At 64.3% G+C, this 18,421-nt stretch carries 17 protein-coding genes and 1 tRNA gene; 9 read left to right on the plus strand and 9 right to left on the minus strand.

What is annotated here, in order from left to right:
- The first annotated feature begins 225 nt into the window (after positions 1–225).
- The 3 genes from H7F35_RS34030 to H7F35_RS34040 all read left to right on the plus strand — a co-directional run bounded on the left by H7F35_RS34030 (position 226) and on the right by H7F35_RS34040 (position 3,197).
- On the plus strand, positions 226–1,047 hold the full coding sequence (locus tag H7F35_RS34030; RefSeq protein ID WP_187110864.1) for a ferritin-like domain-containing protein: 822 nt from the start codon (positions 226–228) through the stop codon (positions 1,045–1,047).
- A gap of 208 nt (positions 1,048–1,255) precedes the next feature.
- Positions 1,256–1,570, plus strand: coding sequence for a hypothetical protein (locus H7F35_RS34035; protein WP_187110865.1), 315 nt, complete (start codon positions 1,256–1,258; stop codon positions 1,568–1,570).
- A gap of 538 nt (positions 1,571–2,108) precedes the next feature.
- Positions 2,109–3,197, plus strand: coding sequence for an alpha/beta fold hydrolase (locus H7F35_RS34040; RefSeq protein WP_187110866.1), 1,089 nt, complete (start codon positions 2,109–2,111; stop codon positions 3,195–3,197).
- 28 nt (positions 3,198–3,225) lie between these two features.
- Here the strand turns inward: H7F35_RS34040 and H7F35_RS34045 are convergent, their stop codons facing one another.
- Positions 3,226–3,510, minus strand: a complete 285-nt coding sequence (locus tag H7F35_RS34045) for a hypothetical protein (protein WP_187110867.1) — start codon at positions 3,508–3,510, stop codon at positions 3,226–3,228.
- A 330-nt stretch (positions 3,511–3,840) separates the two neighbouring features.
- Positions 3,841–5,640, minus strand: a complete 1,800-nt coding sequence (locus H7F35_RS34050) for a hybrid sensor histidine kinase/response regulator (RefSeq protein WP_187110868.1) — start codon at positions 5,638–5,640, stop codon at positions 3,841–3,843.
- Positions 5,641–5,827: 187 nt separating this feature from the next.
- Here H7F35_RS34050 and H7F35_RS34055 point away from each other — a divergent pair, with 187 nt between their 5' ends.
- Entirely contained in the window at positions 5,828–6,478 is a 651-nt protein-coding gene (locus tag H7F35_RS34055; protein WP_187110869.1) for a hypothetical protein, read from the plus strand.
- A 13-nt stretch (positions 6,479–6,491) separates the two neighbouring features.
- Here the strand turns inward: H7F35_RS34055 and H7F35_RS34060 are convergent, their stop codons facing one another.
- A complete protein-coding gene (locus tag H7F35_RS34060) occupies positions 6,492–6,713 on the minus strand; it encodes a hypothetical protein (protein WP_187110870.1) in 222 nt (73 codons plus the stop codon).
- Between the two features lie 228 nt (positions 6,714–6,941).
- Between H7F35_RS34060 and H7F35_RS34065 the strand changes: the two genes are divergently transcribed.
- Positions 6,942–7,015 (plus strand) — tRNA-Gly (locus tag H7F35_RS34065).
- Between the two features lie 57 nt (positions 7,016–7,072).
- On the opposite strand, the gene H7F35_RS34070 is transcribed toward H7F35_RS34065, so the two are convergent.
- The 6 genes from H7F35_RS34070 to H7F35_RS34095 are packed head-to-tail and all read right to left on the minus strand — an operon-like array spanning position 7,073 to position 12,934.
- Positions 7,073–8,461 (minus strand): FAD-dependent oxidoreductase, encoded by a 1,389-nt coding sequence (locus H7F35_RS34070; protein WP_187110871.1) that lies wholly within the window; start codon positions 8,459–8,461, stop codon positions 7,073–7,075.
- A gap of 17 nt (positions 8,462–8,478) precedes the next feature.
- Positions 8,479–8,904 carry a GNAT family N-acetyltransferase gene (locus H7F35_RS34075; protein WP_187110872.1) on the minus strand — a complete coding sequence of 142 codons (426 nt, stop codon included), beginning with the start codon at positions 8,902–8,904 and terminating at the stop codon, positions 8,479–8,481.
- Positions 8,905–8,924: 20 nt separating this feature from the next.
- Positions 8,925–9,491, minus strand: coding sequence for a phosphonate degradation HD-domain oxygenase (locus H7F35_RS34080; protein ID WP_187110873.1), 567 nt, complete (start codon positions 9,489–9,491; stop codon positions 8,925–8,927).
- A 6-nt stretch (positions 9,492–9,497) separates the two neighbouring features.
- Entirely contained in the window at positions 9,498–10,946 is a 1,449-nt protein-coding gene (gene phnY, locus H7F35_RS34085) for a phosphonoacetaldehyde dehydrogenase (protein WP_187108531.1), read from the minus strand.
- Positions 10,947–10,977: 31 nt separating this feature from the next.
- On the minus strand, positions 10,978–12,204 hold the full coding sequence (gene phnA, locus H7F35_RS34090; RefSeq protein WP_187110874.1) for a phosphonoacetate hydrolase: 1,227 nt from the start codon (positions 12,202–12,204) through the stop codon (positions 10,978–10,980).
- 1 nt (position 12,205) lies between these two features.
- Positions 12,206–12,934, minus strand: coding sequence for a phosphonate utilization associated transcriptional regulator (locus H7F35_RS34095; protein ID WP_187110875.1), 729 nt, complete (start codon positions 12,932–12,934; stop codon positions 12,206–12,208).
- A gap of 158 nt (positions 12,935–13,092) precedes the next feature.
- On the opposite strand from H7F35_RS34095, the gene H7F35_RS34100 reads away from it, so the two are divergent.
- The 4 genes from H7F35_RS34100 to H7F35_RS34115 all read left to right on the plus strand — a co-directional run bounded on the left by H7F35_RS34100 (position 13,093) and on the right by H7F35_RS34115 (position 18,257).
- Positions 13,093–14,133: a putative 2-aminoethylphosphonate ABC transporter substrate-binding protein gene (locus H7F35_RS34100; protein ID WP_187110876.1), complete on the plus strand. Its 1,041-nt coding sequence runs from the start codon at positions 13,093–13,095 to the stop codon at positions 14,131–14,133.
- Positions 14,134–14,208: 75 nt separating this feature from the next.
- Complete coding sequence (locus tag H7F35_RS34105; protein WP_187110877.1) at positions 14,209–15,345, plus strand: putative 2-aminoethylphosphonate ABC transporter ATP-binding protein; 1,137 nt, start codon at positions 14,209–14,211, stop codon at positions 15,343–15,345.
- Positions 15,342–17,075, plus strand: a complete 1,734-nt coding sequence (locus H7F35_RS34110) for a putative 2-aminoethylphosphonate ABC transporter permease subunit (protein ID WP_261803465.1) — start codon at positions 15,342–15,344, stop codon at positions 17,073–17,075. The genes H7F35_RS34105 and H7F35_RS34110 overlap by 4 nt, the downstream gene beginning before the upstream one ends.
- 48 nt (positions 17,076–17,123) lie before the next feature.
- Positions 17,124–18,257, plus strand: a complete 1,134-nt coding sequence (locus H7F35_RS34115; RefSeq protein WP_187110878.1) for a 2-aminoethylphosphonate--pyruvate transaminase — start codon at positions 17,124–17,126, stop codon at positions 18,255–18,257.
- Positions 18,258–18,421: the final 164 nt, after the last annotated feature.

Here is an 18,421-nt window from a genome sequence, read left to right on the forward strand (position 1 = left end):
CCCTGCGATGGCGACCCTCTCGTCGAACCCACTGCGGCGAACCGGCCTAACTGCTTGATTTGCTTGAACAAACGATTATAGGTTTGGCTATGGGCCTCGGCCCGGACAAGGGCAAACTGCATGATCGGGGCGCCGCGGCTAATATGCGCCCTGAAGCGACACCGCCGAACCAAAGACGGTCGGCTTCGTCCTATTCATATGCACGACATGAATCAAGGAGCCCGAATGGCAGGTCAAGAGGCCGAACACTGGAAGATCGAAGATCTCGACTTCTCGCGCATTGCGCTCGACGAGGTGCGCCCGGACGAGAATCTTTTCTACCTGGTGACTTCCGCCTCGTTCATCGAAAGCGGATCGGACCTGTACACGCACAACCTGGTGGATTTCTTCCGCGGCGACGACGAGGTCACCGACTGGCTCTCGAACTACTGGGAACCCGAGGAACTGCAGCACGGCAAGGCTTTGCGCGCCTATGTGCGCCACGTGTGGCCGGAGTTCGAGTGGGACACGGCCTACAGCGGCTTCCTGGAGGAATACGCGACCTACTGCAAGGTCGAGCTGCTGGCGCCGACCCGCGCCCTCGAAATGACCGCGCGCTGCGTGGTCGAGACCGGCACCGCCACCTACTACCGCGCGATGGCCCGCAGCACCACCGAACCGGTGCTGCGCGACCTTGCGACCCGCATCGCGAACGACGAGGTCAATCACTACAAGCACTTCTACCGCTTCTTCCGCCGCTATCGCGAGCAGGAAAAACTGAGCCGCTTCCGCGTCATGGGCACCATCGGCCGGCGCACGCTGGAGCTCAAGAGCGAAGACGCCGACTGCGCGATCCGCCATGTGGTGAAGGCGCGCGCCCCCGCACGCGTGGACGACACCGCCTACGTGCAGCAGCTCAGCGCGCGCATGAACAGCACCATCCGCACCAACCTCAGCCCCGGAACGACGCTGAAGATGCTGATGCGGCCGCTGGAATTGCCGGCCCGGGTGCAGACGGTGATCCAGTACCCGATCAAGCAGTTCATGCAGCACGTGTTCCTGCGCTGAGCCCCACCGCCGAAACCGCAGGGCCCCTACGCCGAGTCCGCAAGGCGGGCAAGCCAAAGCAGTAAACCGAAACCGCGGTCCCGGTTCGCGCAACAAGTACCTCGATAGTATTTGCGCTCCCACTTTTCCAGTGACAAGGCTCAAGGCCATCGAACGAGCGGCGCCTCGCGCCGGGCGCGTTGATCGCAGCCTTTTGCATGCGGGTTCGATGTTCGATCACAAAGCCAGTCGCGAGCAGCTCTACACGGTGCACCTTGAAGGCACGGGTCTCTCCATACGAGACCTGATGGAGGTGCGCTTCACCTTCATCCGCCTGCTCGAGCAACGGATCGGAAGGCCCGAACGGGTGGTGAAGTGCTACCTGGCCTGGTCGAGCCAGCTGGAGTCCGGCACCCGGACGATGGCGCAGGCGCAGATCGCCCATGCACGCGCCTGGCGGGAAGCCTGGGCGCATGCGAGCGAAGTGTCGGTCCCGCTGCTCAGCCATCCCCAGACCACGGTGTTTCGCTTCGAGCTTTACTAAGGTGAGCAGGCCCAAATCGGGCAAAAAAAACCCAGCGCAAGGCTGGGTTGAACCTCTTGAGTGCTGTCACACACAGAGAACCCGCACGTTGAAGCGAGTCCGCAAAATTTAGAGCCTCGGGCGGGAGTGTCGTGTCGGACAGCACCGACACTTCCGGCGGACAGGCCCGGGAAAACGCACTTCGGCACCACGCAAACTGCCAAATTGTTCACGTTTTTAGAAGTGTCCTACGGCGGCTGTCTATTTATGACTGACAGCGGCAAGCCGGCCGGCCAGCGACCATCGCTGTGCTGTCACGCAACAGGGCCGCATAGAAGAAGAGCTCTCTGTTTCGTCCTTAGAGCGCCCACCAGGGCTCCTCGAACCCGCTTCGGCGGGTATTTTTTTGTGCGCGCCATCCTCGATCGCGGTCTGGACAAAGGTTCGCTTCAGCTCACCTTCAGTTCGCCTTCAGGCCGTTTGCGAACCCAGCGCATACCGTCAGAACACCCACCCGACAGCGGTGCGGAGCCCACTTTTTCTTCTGACGGAGTCCCTCTTGTTTTCACCCAGAGTCCACACCGAACACCGCAGGCATCTGCTGCGCGCCGCCACCGCCTTGCCAACCGCCCTTCTTCTTGCCAGTTGCGGGGGCGGAGGGAACGGCGGCGGACCGGGCCCCTTCCAGCCACCGGGGCTCACCACGGCCAGGGTCACGGATCGCCGCGTGCGGGTGGCGCCCGACGTCTCGCTGCATGTGCGCGACTGGCAGTCGGACCGCCTGGGTGGCACCACCTTCGTGCTGCTGCCCGGCTTTGGCGCCACGGCGGCGCTCTTCAACAGCCTTGCGCCCGCGTTGGCCCAGCGCGGGCGCGCAATCGCCATCAGCTGCCGGGGATTCGGTCAGTCCGACAAGCCGCTTCCCGACGCGACCCATCTCTACGACACCGAAACGCTGGTCAACGACGTGCACGAAGTGCTCCAGGCCCTCGACGTCGGCCGCATCGTGCTTGGCGGCCATTCGATCGCGGGCAACCAGGTGACGCGCTTTGCCGGCCGCCATCCGGAGCGCGTGCGCGGCCTCGTCTACCTGGACACCAATTTCGACTACACCACCGCCGCCCCTGACGGCGGTGAAGAAGGCAATCCCGCGTTGCAGGAACCGTCACCCACAGCGGCGGACAACGCCTGCGTGGCCGCGGCCATCGCATTCAACAAGCGCATCAACCAGAACTGGTCACCGCCGATGGAGGCCGACCTGCTCGACAAGCTGGACGTGAAGGCCGACGGAAGCGTACAGATCAACACCCCCAACGAGGTAGGGATGACGATGTACAAGACGGCCCGATTGTTCTCACCGGACTACAGGGCCGTGCACACACCCGCCCTGGTGCTGGTGACGCTGCCCGGAGACAGACAGCACATGTTTCCGTGGCTGCCGGCTCAGGTCGACGCCAAAACGGAAAAAGACGCGAGCGACATGATCGAACTGTTCCAGAACGCGCGTACCAACGACGCCGCCCGCCTGCTCGCGGCGCTGCCGGCCGGCAGCCGGCAGAAGATCTTCCAGCCCGCCAATCACGTCGATTTCTTCATCGAGCACCAAGCCGAGGTACTGGGGCTGATCGACGGAATGGCCTGGCTATAGGCCCGACTCGACAGGCGACAGCGCCGGGTTACGGCGCCGACGTCAGGCCCGGCTTGCGGCTCCCGTCCAGCGAATAAAGCTGCGGCCGCTCGTCCGTGACGCCGTCTGCTGGGCCGTGTTCCGTGCTGCGCGGCTGGCGATAGAGCTCGTTTTCCAGACGCCGCACGCGTTCGGCATACATCCGGGCCAGGGCACTGTGGTGCTCGGCCGCGGCCTGGTGCTCGATGCGCGCCATCTGTGCCTCCTCCAGCAACGCCGACGCGCGCCGGAGGTACGCGGCATGGCCCGGGCGAAACAAGAAGTCGAACGTCATTTCACGCTCCTTCCCGCAACAGTGCGGTAGGGCCATGTTGCTCCCGCAGGCCGCAGAAAGTCTGTCGGCGGGCGCCCTACCTTTTCACGATGAACGCTACCTTTTTCCTTAACACATGGCAGTGACGCGTTTTCCCTGCCCGATGGGGACAATGCTGTGGAAAACCGTGTGTGCATTGCGCAGAATCGTTGCCTGGCGTGGCCTGCAACGCGGTGCCTGCGAAAGAGGCAGTGCACCGGTTTTTTTTGAAATCACCCGGATTCAGGGCCGCTCAGTGGTCTTTACGCATCACGTTCGCAGAGTCATGCGCTGCCATGTCCCCGGCGTGTTTCAGGGATTGCGCTGCGGCACAGTCCCCGCAACGAGCAGTTTCTCGACCCAGGTTCGCAACGCATCCACTTCGACAGGCTTGTGCAACACCGGGATCGAACGTGCCGCGGCTTCGATCAGGCGCGCCGGATCGGTGTCGCCGCTGACCAGCAGCGCGGGAATCGCGTCGTCGTTGTATTCCTCGTGCACGCGGTCGATGGCCTCGATGCCGTTCTCGTGCTCGCGCAGGCGATAGTCGCTCACGATCAGGTTGGGCTTGCCGGGCACGTCGGCAATCAATGCGACCAGCTCGGCCACACCCGCGGCGGCCACCACGCGGTGCCCCCAGCTTTCAAGAAGCAGTTGCAAGCCTTCGCGGTTCTGTGCGTCGTCATCGACCACCAATATCAGCTGCCCCTTCGCCGGCCTGACATCGAGGACCGGCGTGTCGATGCCCGCGCCGAACGCCCCCGCCTCGACGGGCGCTTCCACCGCCAACGCGCGATGCGCTTCAACACTCAACAGGAAGGCCGTTCCACGTCCTTCGGTCGAGCGCATGGCCAGCGCATGCCCCAGCAGAGCGGCTGTGCGACGAACGATGGCAAGGCCCAGCCCGAGCCCCTTGCTGCGGTCGCGCTCGGGATTCTGGAGCTGGTGGAACTCCCAGAAAATGCGCTCGTGTTCATGCGGCGGGATGCCAGGCCCCGTGTCCCAGACCTCGATGCGAACACTGCCGCCGCGTACACGGCAGCCGATCAGCACACGCCCGCTGCGTGTATGGGCGATGGCATTGCTGACCAGGTTGCGCAGGATGCGCTCCAGCAGCATCGGGTCTGAATGGACCCATGCCTTGCAGCGCCGCACTTTCAGCGCCAGGCCCTTTTGCTGGGCTTGCGGCGTGTACTCCGTGCGGATCTGGTCCAGCAGGCGGTCGAGCGGAAAGTTCTGAAGACGCGGATGGATCACCCCCGCATCCAGCCGCGAGATGTTGAGCAACGCATCGAACAAATGCCCCATGGCGGCGCTGGCCTTCGTGATGTTCTCGACCAGATAGCGGCCGTGCACCGAAAGACGCTCATTCGCGAGCAGCCCGAGGAAAAGACTCATCGCGTGAACCGGCTGCCGCAGATCGTGGCTGGCGGCCGCGAGAAAGCGTGACTTCTCCAGGTCGCTGCGCTCGGCGGCTTCTTTCTCGAGCCGCACCTGCTGCAGCAGCGCGAGGTTTTCATAGCCCAGTTGCAATGCGTTCAGGTGCGTGCGGTTCATGCGATGGATGAACGCGACGGTGGCAACCAGGTACGCAATGCCGCTCGCGACCAGCGCCACATTGACGGCTGACGGCTGGACCGCCAAGGCGATGAATGTCGGCGCGAAGGCCGGCACCAGGAACGCATAGACGGCCGACAGCACCATGTAGTTCGAATAGATGGCGCCGGTGCCCAGGCCGAACAGGACCACGATGAAGAACAACTGGTATTCGAGCGGAACGAAGAACGTCCAATAGGAAAACGGCAGCCCCCACAGCATGCCCGAAGCGATGTTGCCGATCACCATCTGCCGCAGCCATTGCGCGCCGGCACCGGGGCGATGGCGCACGCGGTGAAAGAACAGCATTGCGGCAAACCTGCAGGCCGCCACGAACACGGTGGCCGACAGCCAGACGACCACCTGCGTCCTCGGGACCACTGCCAGCATCACGTAGGCCACCACGCAGGCCGAGACGACCGACCCGGTCAACGCGAACGGAAAGCTGCGCAGCAAGACGGAGACCTGCACGTCGAAAACGCGTTGGCTGTCGGTGGGCTGGGAGAGGCTGGTCATGCGAAGTCCGGGTTTCGGGAATCAAAAGGCGGGGGCGAAAGCTGTTTCCGGGCTGATGCATCGCCGCATCGAGTCTCGCATCCCTTCGCCGCATCGCAAGTCGATCCGCAGGTCACTTGCGCAAAGCCCCGCGCGAGGTGAGTCACCACCGGGTGCGGCGCTAAACTCGGCGGCCTCGGAGCCCTGCATGCCCACCCTCAACCGATTTCAAAAGGAATCCGCTCTTCGAGCATCCGGCGTGAAACTGCGCCCGTATCCTTTGGCCAGAGATGCCACGGGCGGCGCCGACCAACGTGCAGCAGACCTCGAATTCCTCCACGCCTGTACGGCCTGGGAAGACGATATCGACAAGCTGTACCTGCAGCAGGTTCTTGCACAGCCACCGGCGAGGACGAGCGACGGCATTCAAGCGTTCGTTGCCACATGCGAGCAGCAAGGCGTGGCCGCAGCACTCGCGCAACTCAATCGCGGCGTGCCCCACCGCTACACCGCCGTCTATCGGCTGGAGGGCGAGATGCTGAAGAACATCGCGCTCTTCGACAAGGCGGGAGAGGATCGCCCGGAGTTCCTGGCCGAAGTTCCGTTGGGAACGAGTTTCTGCCAGTTCGTGCTCCGGGACGGCTCCTTCCTGACCAGCGATTCTGCGAAGGACGACAGATTGAATGGGCACCCTTACAAGGGAGTCATGGTCGCGTACCACGGGGTGCCCGTGCTCAACGAGACGGGAACCCTCTTCGGATCTCTCTGCCATTTCGACGTGCAGGCGCAACCGCTGAGTGACGTGGAGTTCGAGCGCCTCAAATTCGTGGCGGGCGTCATTCGCCCTTATTTGAAATAGGGCCCCGCGCCCGTCACTGGCTCCTCTTTTTCGCCCACTCCATCGCCATTGCCTTTGCGCGTTCCAGCGCTTCGGCCCGGCTGCCTCCTGCGTGTGGGTCGATCTTCAAGGTTCGTATGTCGTCACCCGGTGGCGCGCGGTATCGAACAACGGCCTGAAACTCGCCGGACGGCAACTGCTCGGCGCTGCACAGGAAGGACCAGCCTCCATGGGGGAATTCGACCAGCTCATCCACGGTGATTTCCTTCTGGCGCGCTGAAGTGCGCGTGCCGCGCCAGAGCGTGGGTGAATTCTTCTTTGGTTGTGTTTTTCATGCTGACCTCCGTAGTGAGAGATCAAGCTAAACGCCGGTCGTTCCTCTCTCTGTAGGAGGCTGCCCCGGCTCGGTCTCGGGGAAAGCGCAGGCGCCGCAGAGCCGCCATCGAGACAGCCTCAAGACTGCCAGTAGAATTCGCCTCGGTCCGCGGGTGTAGTTCAATGGCAGAACGGCAGCTTCCCAAGCTTCATACGAGGGTTCGATTCCCTTCACCCGCTCCACTTCGCATTTTCCGAAGCACTTCGCCCTTGGTCGAAGCCGCTCTTCGGCCCGGTGCTTCAAGCCTTGTCAGCCTTCCCCGCAGCGTTCGCCAGCTTGCTGAGCAACCGGTCGACCAGCCACGGTTGGCGGTTCTGGTCTTCGGCCCGTTCTTTTCGGCGAATCGCATTGCGCACCACGATCGAGCCCACGTAGCGCATCGGCTCCGGCGGGAAGTAACCGAGCGGCCCGTTTGTCAGCGGGCTGCGGGTCCATGCGTTGTCCTGGTCGAGCACCAGCGACGACAGGATCTGCCCCCCCATGTAGGTCGGCCCGACGCCGTTGCCCGAGTAGCCGAATCCGTAATAGAGATGGGGTGCGCCGTCGAGCTTTCCGAAGAACGGAAACCCCGTCACCGAGCGGTCGGACGGGCCGTTCCAACTGGCCGTGATCGGTGTGCCACTCAGCGCCGGAAAGAACGAGTGCAGGGCCTGCGTCAGCTCGGCCTCGTACGGCGAGCGCTCGTCGAACACCTCAGCCATGCGGCCGCCCCAGGCAAAGGTGTTGCCGCCCTTGCCCAGCATGATGCGGCCGTCGACGGTGCTGCGGTAGTAGTACACGAAGGTGCGCGAATCGAGCACCGAGACGCCGTCGCGCAAACCGATCTGTTGCAGCAGATCGGGACACCGCTCCGTGATGATCATGTCGCTCGACACGATGGCGATGGTGCGCTCGAACTGCGGGAAGGCACTGGCCATCCATGCATTCATCGCAAGCACCAGTTTCTTCGCGCGCACGCTGCCGGTGGGCGTGCGAACCACGACCGGATGGCCGGTGCTGAAGTCCAGCATCGGCGTGCGCTCATGAATGCGGATGCCCATGGCGAGCGCCACGCGCCGAAGTCCGCGCACCAGCTTGCCCGGATGCACGGTCGCGGCGATGGGCGAATACACGCCGGCCAGGTTGCGCGCGGAGCCCGAGCGCCGTGCCACTTCGTCCGGCGGCAAGGTGCGGTAGGAGTGGATGCCGCGCGCTTCCAACGCCTGCATCATCGGATCGAGCGCGCCGATCTGGGCCTGCGAGGTGGCGGTGTAGAGCGTGCCGTCTTGCCGCAGTTCGGCATCGATGCCATGTGTGGCGCAGAAGTCGGCGATGTGCTGGACTGCGGCCTCCGACGCTTTCACAAGGCGCACCGCTTCGTCTTCGCCGAACAGCCGACGCAGGGTCAGGAACTTGGCCGACCAGGTGAGCAGGCAACCGCCGTTGCGGCCACTCGCACCGGCACCGCAGAGATCGCTCTCGATGATGACGATGTCGAGCGCAGGCGCCTGCAGCTTGGCCTGAATGGCGGTCCACAGGCCGGTGAAACCGCCGCCGACGATGCAGACATCGGCGCTCTGTTCGCCCTGCAGCGCGGGTGCGAGGTCACCGTCGTTGAACAAAGCCTGTTCGATCCAGAAGGGGCGCATGTCGGGCTCTCGGGTTGTCAGGGCTTGCGCCGCATTTCGTAGGAAAGCCCGGACTCGCGCTCGACGACAAACCCGAAGCGCTCGTAAAGCGATTTCGCCGGATTCGCCTTCAGCACGCTGAGCGTGAGGTCGACGCCTTCCCTTGCAGCCTGGTCGATGACCTCGGCCAACAGCCCGGTGCCGATGCCACCGCTCTGGAAGCCGGATGCCAACTGGATCTGGATGAGCACCCACTCGTGCGGATCGCGCGACACCTTGAGCAGGCCGACCGGTGCACCTTCATGCAGCAATACTTCGGCGCACTCGAAGCGATGCATCAGCCGCGCCATGTGGTGCGCGTCGCTGACTTCGCCACCGGAAGCGATCATGTGGCCGTTCATCGTTCGCTGCCTCAGGTCGAGTAGGAAGGGAATGTCTTCCGGCGTCGCCTGGCGGCGCTGCAATGCGAGAGGTCGCGTGACGCTCATGGCTGCGCCGTGGCGACAGGCCGCGACGCAAGCGCCAGATGCCCTGCATAGTGCAGCAGGTCGGGCGTCTTCGCATCGGCGCACTTGGCCGTGTCGTCCCAGCGCCGCAGGCGAACCGCGTCCATCGCATAGGGCAAAGCCTCGAAGGCCTTGGCCTGTGCCTCGTCAAACACGCCGCCCTGCAGCTGCAGGCTGCGCTTCGAATCGGGCGACAGCGCTTCCAGATAGCCGGGTTCGCGCGCGCACAGGAAGCGCTTGGCGTCCACGTGCAAGCGGATCGGCTCCAGCGTGGCCGGGCCGAACAGCGCACGCAGAAACGGCAGGCAGCGGTACTGGTGCAGGTCGTCCAGCCCCTGCTGCGTTGGCGTGCCGCCGAAGTCATGCAGCAGATGGCCCAGGTCGTGCAACAGCGACGCCGCAATCAGCGCGCTGCCGGCACCTTCCTGCTCGGCCAGGTGCGCCGACTGCAGCGCATGCTCCAGTTGCGTGACGGGCTCGCCGTCGTACTGCGCGCCGCCCTTGGACTCGAAGAGGCCGACGATGTCGGGAATGCTCAGGCTCATGCTTGCTTACCAGGGCAACGAATAGGTCTTGCAGTTGGTAAAGCTCTTCATGGCTTCGAGCACGCCTTCCTTGTAGCCCAGGCCCGAGTCCTTGATGCCGCCGAAGGGCGTCAGCTCCAGCCGGTAGCCCGGCACCTCGCGCACATTGACGCTGCCCACGTTCAGCTCGCGGATGAAGCGCGTGATGTAGTCCAGCCGGTTGGTGCACACCGCCGAGGACAGGCCATAGGCCGTGCCGTTGGAGATGCGGATCGCTTCTTCGATGGTCTTGAAGCGGATCACCGGCGAGACCGGCCCGAAGGTCTCGTGCTTGGCCACTGTCATCTCGGGGTCCACGTGGTCGAGCACTGTGGGCGAATACAGCGCGCCCCTGCGCTCGTTGCCGTACAAGAGCTTGGCACCGGCCGCGATGGCCTCGTTGACCACCGCCTCGAACTGCCTGGCGGCAGCCTCGTCGATCACCGTGCCCATGTCGGTGTCCGGGTCCATCGGGTCGCCGTACTTCAGCGCCTTGGTCTTGGCCACCAGCAGCTCGACGAACTGATCCGCCACGGATTCGTGCACCAGCATGCGCTTGACCGCCGTGCAGCGCTGGCCCGAGTTCTTGTACGAACCGTTGGCCGCCAGCGTGGCCGCCTCTTCCACATCCGCGTCTTCCATCACGATGATCGGATCGTTGCCCCCCAGCTCCAGGATCTGGCGCTTGTAGACCGCCTTGCCCGAGATGTACTTGCCGATCGGCACGCCACCGGTGAAGGTGACCAGGTCGACGTCGGCGTTGGTGAGCAGTTCGTCGGCAATCTCGGCCGGGTCACCCGTGAGCACCGACAGCATCTGCGGCGGCAGGCCCGCTTCATACAGGATGTCGGCCAGCAGGAAGGCCGTGAGCGGCGTCTTCTCGCTGGGCTTGAGCACGATGCGGTTGTTGGTCGCAATGGCCGGCGCCACCTTGTGGATCACCTGGTTCAGCGGATGGTTGAACGGGGTGATGGCGGTGATGGCGCCCAGCAGGGGTTCGCGCAGCGTGTAGACCTTGCGGCTCTTGCCGTGGTGCGTGAGGTCGCAGGAGAACACCTGGCCGTCGTCCACCAGTGCCTGGTTGGCGGCGAACAGCAGCACGTCGGAGGCACGGCCCACCTCGTACAGCGAGTCCTTGCGCGAGAGGCCCGACTCGAGCGTGATGGTGCGCGAGATCTCGTCCAGGCGCGAAGCGATGATCTCGCCTGCGCGCATGAGGATCTTGTAGCGCTCGTAGCGGGTGAGCGTGGACTTGTAGTCGCGGGCGATGCGAAGCGCATTGCGCACGTCGTCCAGCGTGGCCTTGGGCACGGTGGCGATGACTTCGCCGGTGTAGGGGTAGGTCACCTCGATCACGCGGTCGCGGTGGACGCGCTCACCGGCGATGCGCAGGGCTTCGCGGTGGATGGTGCCTGGCTTCAGGGTGGCTTGGCTCATGGGGTGCTTCTTGCTCCGGAAGGCGTTTGCGTTATTGGGCGTGGTTCAGCGCGATGTCCAGCGCATCGAAGTTGCGCAGGCGCCGGCCGGCAGCAATGCCGGTGACCGGGCGGTTGCAGATCAGCGGCACGCGCTGCTCGGAGACACCGCCGTGCGAGCGCAGCGGCACTTCGAGCGCCGACAGGTCGTGGCGGCTGGCCGAGGTGCCGATGACGGTGCTCTGCTCGCTCACGACCACGATGTCGCCGATGCGGTCGGGCGGCAGCTCGAAGCGCGCGGCGGCGTCCTTGCGCGAGAGCACGAGTTCCGTGCCGGGCACGCGCTGGATGCGGTCGATCCAGCCGGGCACGCGGGCTTCGTCGGGGGCGTACACGGTGGCGAAGGAGCCGAGTGCGCCGTGGTGCACCACATACGGGTCGGTGATCGGCAGGATCACGCGGGCGACACCGGCGCCGTACCACTCGTCGAGCACGTCCTGCAGGTAGATGACGTTGGGCGAGCCGTCGCTCGCGTGCTTGTCGTTCATGCCGTGGTCGGCGGTGACGACGATGGTGGCGCCCAGGGCATCGAGCTGCGCAAGGTAGCGGTCCATCATGGCGTAGAAGGCATTGGCTGCCGGGCTGCCCGGTGCGGCCTTGTGCTGCACGTAGTCGGTGGTCGACAGGTACATGAGGTCGGGGCGGCGCGATTCCATCAGCTTGACGCCGGCGGCGAAGACGAACTCCGAGAGTTCCGCGCTGTAGACCGAGGGCACGGGCATGCCGACCATGTCGAGCACGTTGTCGATGCCGTTCTCTTCCAGGGTGACCTGGTCGGACTTCTCCGACGAGAAGCAGATGCCCTTCATGCGGTGGCCCAGCAGCTTGCGCAGCTTGTCCTTGGCGGTGACCACAGCCACCTTGGCGCCGGCATCGGCGAATGCCGCCAGGACGGTGCCTGCGCGCAGGTACTTGGGGTCGTTCATCATGACTTCCTGGCCCAGTTCGCGGTCGAAGAAGTAGTTGCCGCAGATGCCGTGCACGGCCGGCGGCACGCCGGTGACGATGGACAGGTTGTTCGGGTTGGTGAACGAGGGCACCACGCAGTCGGCCAAGAGGTTGGCGCCTGACTTGCGCATGCGGTCGAAGTACGGGGCCACGCCGGCTGCGATGGCCGCATCCAGGTACGCCGGCTCGCTGCCGTCCACGCACACGACCACGACCGGGCGGGCCATCCAGCGATAGCTTCTGGCGTTGACTTCGAGTGTCTCCTGTGTCATTTCAGACTTCCTTTTGGGGTGGGTTGTTCGATGCGGTGGCTGCGTCGGAATCGGCGCGGCCGAAGGCCTTGTGCATGCGTGCGCGGCTGCCGGCAACGTGCTCGCGCAGCGCGCGGCCCGCCGTGTCGGGGTTGCCGCTCGCAATGGCTTCGACGATGTGGCTGTGCTCGTCGGCCGAGACCCGCAGGCCACCGCCACTGTCGAGCGCGCGCATTCTGAAAAGGTGCAACTCCTTGACCAGCCGCTTGTAGGTTTCCGTCAGCTTCTTGCTGCCGGCGGTGTCGAGCAGGATCTCGTGGAACTGCAGGTTGAGTTGCGCGTACTGCTCGACGTCCTGCGCCTGGGCTGCCGAGCGCATGGCGTCGAGCATGGCCCGCAGGCGCTCGACCGCGTCGGGCTTGATGGCGAGTGCCACGCGCCGGCCGATGATTTCTTCGAGCGCCTCGCGCAGTTCGTAGATTTCGTCGGCTTCCTCGAATGCGATCTCGCGCACGAAGACGCCACGGTTCTTTTCATTGCGCACGAGGCCGGCCTCTTCCAGCGCCCGCAGCGCTTCCCGAATCGGGCCGCGGCTGGTGTTGAAGCGCTGCGAAAGCTCGCTCTCGTTGATGCGGCTACCGACGGGAAGCTCGCCCGTCATGATCAAACGCTCGATTTCTTCCTGCATCAGCATCGGCAACGAGCTGGATTGGAGAAACGCGAGGGCGGCGGAGTGATTGCTGGTGACCATGGGGCGTATTTTCCCCAAGGATTGAAAACTGTCAACAATTTTTTATTGACAGTCTTCAATCATCAATCTACATTCCGCCCACCGGGGCCTGGCACGCCAGTTGCCGGAGCCCGCCACTCACCTCTACCAGTGACAGCCAGCCCTCTCAGGAGAAACAGATGACGATGAAACAAAGCACGCGCCGTCTCACGGCGGTTCTATGTGCGGCAACGCTGGGCCTTGCGGCCAGCGGCGCCGCATGGGCGCAAAAGACCTCGCTCCTGGTCTACACGGCGCTCGAAACCGACGCCATGAAGCTCTACAAGGACGGCTTCGAAAAGGCCAACCCCGACATTGAGGTGAAGTGGGTGCGCGACTCCACCGGCATCGTCACCGCCAAGCTGCTGGCCGAAAAAGCCAACCCGCAGGCCGACGTGGTGGCCGGCCTGGCCGCCAGCAGCCTGGCCCTGCTGGAACAGGAAGGCATGCTGCTGCCCTACGAGCCCAAGGGCTTCAAGGAGCTGAACCCCGCCTACTCCGATGCCGCCCGCCCACCGGCCTGGGTCGGCATGGACGTCTGGGCCGCGACCATCTGCTTCAACCACGTCGAAGCGAAAAAGCTCGGCCTGCCCAAGCCCGAGACCTGGAAGGACCTGACCAAGCCCGTCTACAAGGGCACCATTTCGATGCCGCATCCGGCCTCCAGCGGCACCGGCTACCTCGACGTGTCGTCATGGCTGCAGAACATGGGCGACGCCGAAGGCTGGAAGTACATGGATGCGCTGCACCAGAACATCGCGCAGTACGTGCACTCGGGCTCCAAGCCCTGCAAGCAGGCCGGTGCGGGCGAGTTCCCGATCGGCATTTCCTTCGAGTTCCGCGCGCACCAGGTCAAGAAGTCGGGCGCACCGGTCGACCTGATCTTTCCGAAGGAAGGCCTGGGCTGGGACATCGAGGCGACCAGCCTCATGAAGACCAGCGCGAAGCTGCCGCAAGCCAAGCGCTTCGCCGACTGGATGGCCAGCAAGGAGGCCAACCAGATCACCTCCACATGGTGGGCGGTCGTGGCTTACCCCGGCGTGGCCTCGAAGCTGGAAGGCATTCCGGACAACTACGAAAAGCTGCTGGCCAAGAACGACATCAACTGGGCCGCGAAGAACCGCGAACGCATCCTGGCCGAGTGGAGCAAGCGCTACGAAGGCAAGGCCGAACCCAAGTAGGCCCCGCGGCATTCCCGACTTTCAATCCGCGGGCGCCGCCGCAGTGGTGACGCCCGCCAACGACGAGTGCGAAAAATGGATATGACCGACACCAAGTTCATTGCCAACCCGGTGCCTGCGAGCGCTCCTGCCGCGCTCGAGATCGTCGGCGTGCGCAAGGACTTCGAATCCTTCAGTGCGCTGCGCGATGTGCACCTGCGCGTGAACCCGGGCGAGATGCTGTGCTTTCTCGGCCCCTCGGGCTGCGGCAAGACCACGCTCTTGCGCATCATCGCGGGGCTGGAGACGCAGACCTCCGGACAGATCCTGCAGAACGGCAAGGACGTCTCGTGGCTGTCGCCGGACAAGCGCGACTACGGCATCGTGTTCCAGTCGTATGCGCTTTTTCCCAATCTCTCGATTGCCGAGAACATCGGCTATGGGTTGGTCAACAGCCGCGCCAGGAGAGGCGAGATCAAGGCGCGCGTCGAAGAGCTGCTCAAGCTCGTCGGCCTGCCGACTTCCGGCAAGAAATACCCGAGCCAGCTCTCGGGCGGCCAGCAGCAGCGCGTGGCGCTCGCCCGCGCCCTTGCCACGCGGCCCGGCCTGCTGCTGCTCGACGAGCCGCTGTCGGCGCTCGATGCGCTGGAGCGCATCCGGCTGCGCGGTGAAATCCGCCGGCTGCAAAAGCAGGTCGGCATCACGACCATCATGGTCACGCACGACCAGGAAGAAGCGCTGTCGATGGCCGACCGCATCGTCGTCATGAACCACGGCGTGATCGAGCAGGTCGGCACGCCGATGGAAGTCTATGAACAGCCGGCCACACCCTTCGTGGCCGATTTCGTGGGCAAGGTGAATGTGCTGCGCTCGGTGGCGCTGGGCAACCACCGCTTCCAGGTCGGCGACATGGAACTGCAGTGCGACGCCTGCGACGGCGCCTTCGAGCCTGGTGAAGCCGTCAACCTTTATCTGCGCCCCGAAGACCGCGCAGTCGAACACCTGAGCGATGACACGGCCAACCGCCTGCAGGCGCTGGTCACCAAGGTCGAATTCCTCGGCGGCCTGTGCATTGCCGAAGTCACCGCCGATGCGCTGCACGGGCAGACGCTCGGCCTGCACTTCTCGCTCAACCAGTTGCACGACCTGGACATCCGCGAAGGCAACACCATCGACATCGCGCTGCGCGCGAACCGCATCCGCGCCTTCTCCGCCAGCACCGCGAAGCCATGAACACGCTGGCCCGCCCTCGCACCCCGTTTGCGGCATTCGCCGCGCGCCCCGTCATGCGCTGGAGCCGCGACGAAACCATCGCCCGCGCCATCCTGCTCGTGGTGATGGTGATGCTGTTCGTGTTCCTGATCGCACCGCTCCTGACCATCCTGGCGCACGCGGTGCAGGACAAGGAAGGCCGCTTCGTCGGCCTGACCCACTTCATCACCTACTTCCAGACGCCCAGCCTGTTGCGCGCAGCGTGGAATTCGATCTGGGTCTCGGCGGCCGTGGTGATGATCTCGGTGCCCACGGCTTTCGTCTTCGCCTATGCGCTCACGCGCAGTTGCATGCCGACGCCGCTCAAGGCGGTGTTCCGCCTCGTTGCGCTGATTCCACTGCTGGCGCCCTCGCTGCTGTCGGCCATTTCGTTCGTGCAGTGGTTCGGCAACCAGGGCGCGCTCAAGTTCCTGCTGGGCGGCGTGTCGATCTACGGCGCACCGGGGATCATCATGGCGGAGGTCTACAACACCTTCCCGCATGCGCTGATGATCCTGGTCACTGCGCTGTCGCTGGCTGACGGCCGGCTGTACGAGGCGGCCGCCGCGCTGCGCACCCGGCCCTTGCGCCAGTTCATGACCATCACGCTGCCTTCGTGCAAGTACGGCCTGATCAGCGCGGCCACCGTGGTCTTCACCTACGTGGTGAGCGACTTCGGCGCACCCAAGGTGATCGGCGGCAACTTCAACGTGCTGTCGGTCGACGTCTTCAAGCAGGTGGTGGGGCAGCACAATTTTTCCATCGGCGCAGTGGTGGGCATGCTGCTGCTGATTCCGTCGATCATTTCCTTCGTCATCGACTACGTGGTGCGGCGCAAGCTGAAGGCGCAGCTCACGGCCCGCTCGGTGCCCTACAGCCCCAAGCGCCGCAAGCTCGCCGATCCGCTGCTGATGTTGTTCTGCGCGCTGGTGTGTGGCCTGCTGCTGGCCACCATCGGCATGGCGATCTACACCTCGCTGATCTCGCTGTGGCCTTACGACCTGTCGTTCACGCTCAAGCACTACCACTTCGTGCTGATCGAAAGCGACATGGCCGACGCCTACGGCAACAGCCTGATCGTCGCCATGGCCACCGCCGTGGCCGGCTCGCTGATCGTGTTCGTGGGCGCCTACCTGATCGAGAAGACGCGCAACCTGGGCCTGATGCGCAAGGGCATGCACCTGATGGCGGTGCTGTCGATGGCGGTGCCGGGCCTGGTGCTTGGCCTGGGCTATGTGATGTTCTTCAACCATCCGGCCAACCCGCTGAACTTTCTCTACCAGACGATGGCGATATTGATCATCTCGATGGTGGTGCACTACTACACGTCGAGCCATCTCACGGCCGTCACCGCGCTCAAGCAGATCGACAACGAGTTCGAGGCGGTGTCGGCCTCGCTCAAGGTGCCGTTCTTCAAGACCTTCCTGCGCGTGACAGTGCCGGTGTGCCTGCCGGCCATCCTGGACATCGGGCGCTACTTCTTCGTGGTGTCGATGGCCAGCCTGTCGTGCGCCATCTTTCTCTACACGCCCGAGACCATCCTCGCCTCGGTCGCGATCATGCATCTGGACGATGCCGGCGACATCGGCCCGGCCTCGGCGCTGGCCAGCCTGATCGTGGTCACCTCGACGCTGGTGTGCATCGCCTACTCGCTGCTGACACGCGTGCTGTTGTCGCGCACGCAGGCCTGGCGCAACCTGAGCCGCGGCTGAGCAACAAACACCCCTCGCCCTCATTTCCTTTCCCCGCCTGGAGACACCATGAGTCAAACGCCCTACCCCATCCTGCTCACACCCGGCCCCCTGACCACTTCGGACCGCACACGCAACGCGATGCTGCGCGACTGGGGATCGTGGGATGCCGACTTCAACCAGATCACCGCGCGCATCCGCAAGGAAGTGCTGAACATCGTGCATGGCACGGGCACGCATGAATGCGTTCCGCTGCAGGGCAGCGGCACCTTCTCGGTGGAAGCGGCCATCGGCACGATCGTTCCGCGCAACGGCCATGTGCTGGTGCCCAGCAACGGCGCGTACTGCCAGCGCTTGGCCAAGATCTGCAAGGTGCTCGGCCGCAAGCTGACCACCATCGACTACACGGAAGACAGGCAGGTGTCGCCGGCCGATGTCGACCGCGCATTGGCTGCGGACCCGAGCATCACCCATGTCGCGGTGGTGCATTGCGAGACAGGCGCCGGCGTGCTCAACCCGCTGCATGAGATCGCCGTGGTCGTCGCCAAGCACGGTCGTGGGCTGATCATCGATGCCATGAGCTCCTTCGGTGCGCTGGAGATCGATGCACGCAGGACGCCCTTCGATGCCGTCGTCGCCGCTTCGGGCAAGTGCCTCGAAGGCGTGCCGGGCATGGGCTTCGTCGTCATCAAGCGCAGCACGCTCGAAAAATGCGAAGGCAACTGCCACTCGCTGAGCATGGACCTGTACGACCAGTGGGTGTACATGGAGAAGACCACGCAATGGCGCTTCACACCGCCCACGCACGTGGTCGCGGCACTCGACACCGCCATTGCGCAGTACATCGAGGAAGGCGGCCTCGCCGCGCGCGGTGGGCGCTATGCGCGCAACTGCAAGGGGCTCATCGACGGACTGGGCGCGCTCGGTTTCAGGAGCTTCCTCGACCCCGCGATCCAGGCGCCGATCATCATCACCTTCCACGCGCCCGACGACGCCAACTACGACTTCAAGACCTTCTACCAAGAGGTCAAGAAGCGCGGCTACATCCTCTACCCCGGCAAGCTCACGCAGGTGGAAACCTTCCGCGTCGGCTGCATGGGGCACTTCGGCGAAGCCGGCATTCCGGGCGCGGTGGCCGCTATTGCCGACACGCTCAAGGCCATGAACATCCGCCAGGTCAGCGCCGTGCCCGTGGCCGCATGAGATCGCGGGGCGCTTCGAGCGCTAATGGTTAACACTGCAGGCATTTGATTGACCCACGGAAAAGTTCGCCCTTAGAATTTACGCACAGGTTCAGATTTAAAGACCATCTGTAAGATGGCTTTGTCGCGCCTGCATGGTTTGCATCGTCTTCTTGCGGAATATTC

The organism is Variovorax sp. PAMC26660, assembly GCF_014302995.1.
In the GTDB taxonomy this organism is placed as follows: domain Bacteria; phylum Pseudomonadota; class Gammaproteobacteria; order Burkholderiales; family Burkholderiaceae_C; genus Variovorax.

What these genes read in the sequence shown, in the direction of transcription:
- phnA (WP_187110874.1), bottom strand. Translation starts at nt 12,204, where the DNA reads ATGACACAGGAGACACTCGAAGTCAACGCCAGAAGCTATCGCTGGATG.
- H7F35_RS34080 (WP_187110873.1), bottom strand. Translation starts at nt 9,491, where the DNA reads ATGAGCCTGAGCATTCCCGACATCGTCGGCCTCTTCGAGTCCAAGGGC.
- H7F35_RS34030 (WP_187110864.1), top strand. Translation starts at nt 226, where the DNA reads ATGGCAGGTCAAGAGGCCGAACACTGGAAGATCGAAGATCTCGACTTC.
- H7F35_RS34045 (WP_187110867.1), bottom strand. Translation starts at nt 3,510, where the DNA reads ATGACGTTCGACTTCTTGTTTCGCCCGGGCCATGCCGCGTACCTCCGG.
- H7F35_RS34055 (WP_187110869.1), top strand. Translation starts at nt 5,828, where the DNA reads ATGCCCACCCTCAACCGATTTCAAAAGGAATCCGCTCTTCGAGCATCC.
- H7F35_RS34100 (WP_187110876.1), top strand. Translation starts at nt 13,093, where the DNA reads ATGACGATGAAACAAAGCACGCGCCGTCTCACGGCGGTTCTATGTGCG.
- H7F35_RS34035 (WP_187110865.1), top strand. Translation starts at nt 1,256, where the DNA reads ATGTTCGATCACAAAGCCAGTCGCGAGCAGCTCTACACGGTGCACCTT.
- H7F35_RS34110 (WP_261803465.1), top strand. Translation starts at nt 15,342, where the DNA reads ATGAACACGCTGGCCCGCCCTCGCACCCCGTTTGCGGCATTCGCCGCG.
- H7F35_RS34070 (WP_187110871.1), bottom strand. Translation starts at nt 8,461, where the DNA reads ATGCGCCCCTTCTGGATCGAACAGGCTTTGTTCAACGACGGTGACCTC.
- H7F35_RS34115 (WP_187110878.1), top strand. Translation starts at nt 17,124, where the DNA reads ATGAGTCAAACGCCCTACCCCATCCTGCTCACACCCGGCCCCCTGACC.
- H7F35_RS34095 (WP_187110875.1), bottom strand. Translation starts at nt 12,934, where the DNA reads ATGGTCACCAGCAATCACTCCGCCGCCCTCGCGTTTCTCCAATCCAGC.
- phnY (WP_187108531.1), bottom strand. Translation starts at nt 10,946, where the DNA reads ATGAGCCAAGCCACCCTGAAGCCAGGCACCATCCACCGCGAAGCCCTG.
- H7F35_RS34050 (WP_187110868.1), bottom strand. Translation starts at nt 5,640, where the DNA reads ATGACCAGCCTCTCCCAGCCCACCGACAGCCAACGCGTTTTCGACGTG.
- H7F35_RS34105 (WP_187110877.1), top strand. Translation starts at nt 14,209, where the DNA reads ATGGATATGACCGACACCAAGTTCATTGCCAACCCGGTGCCTGCGAGC.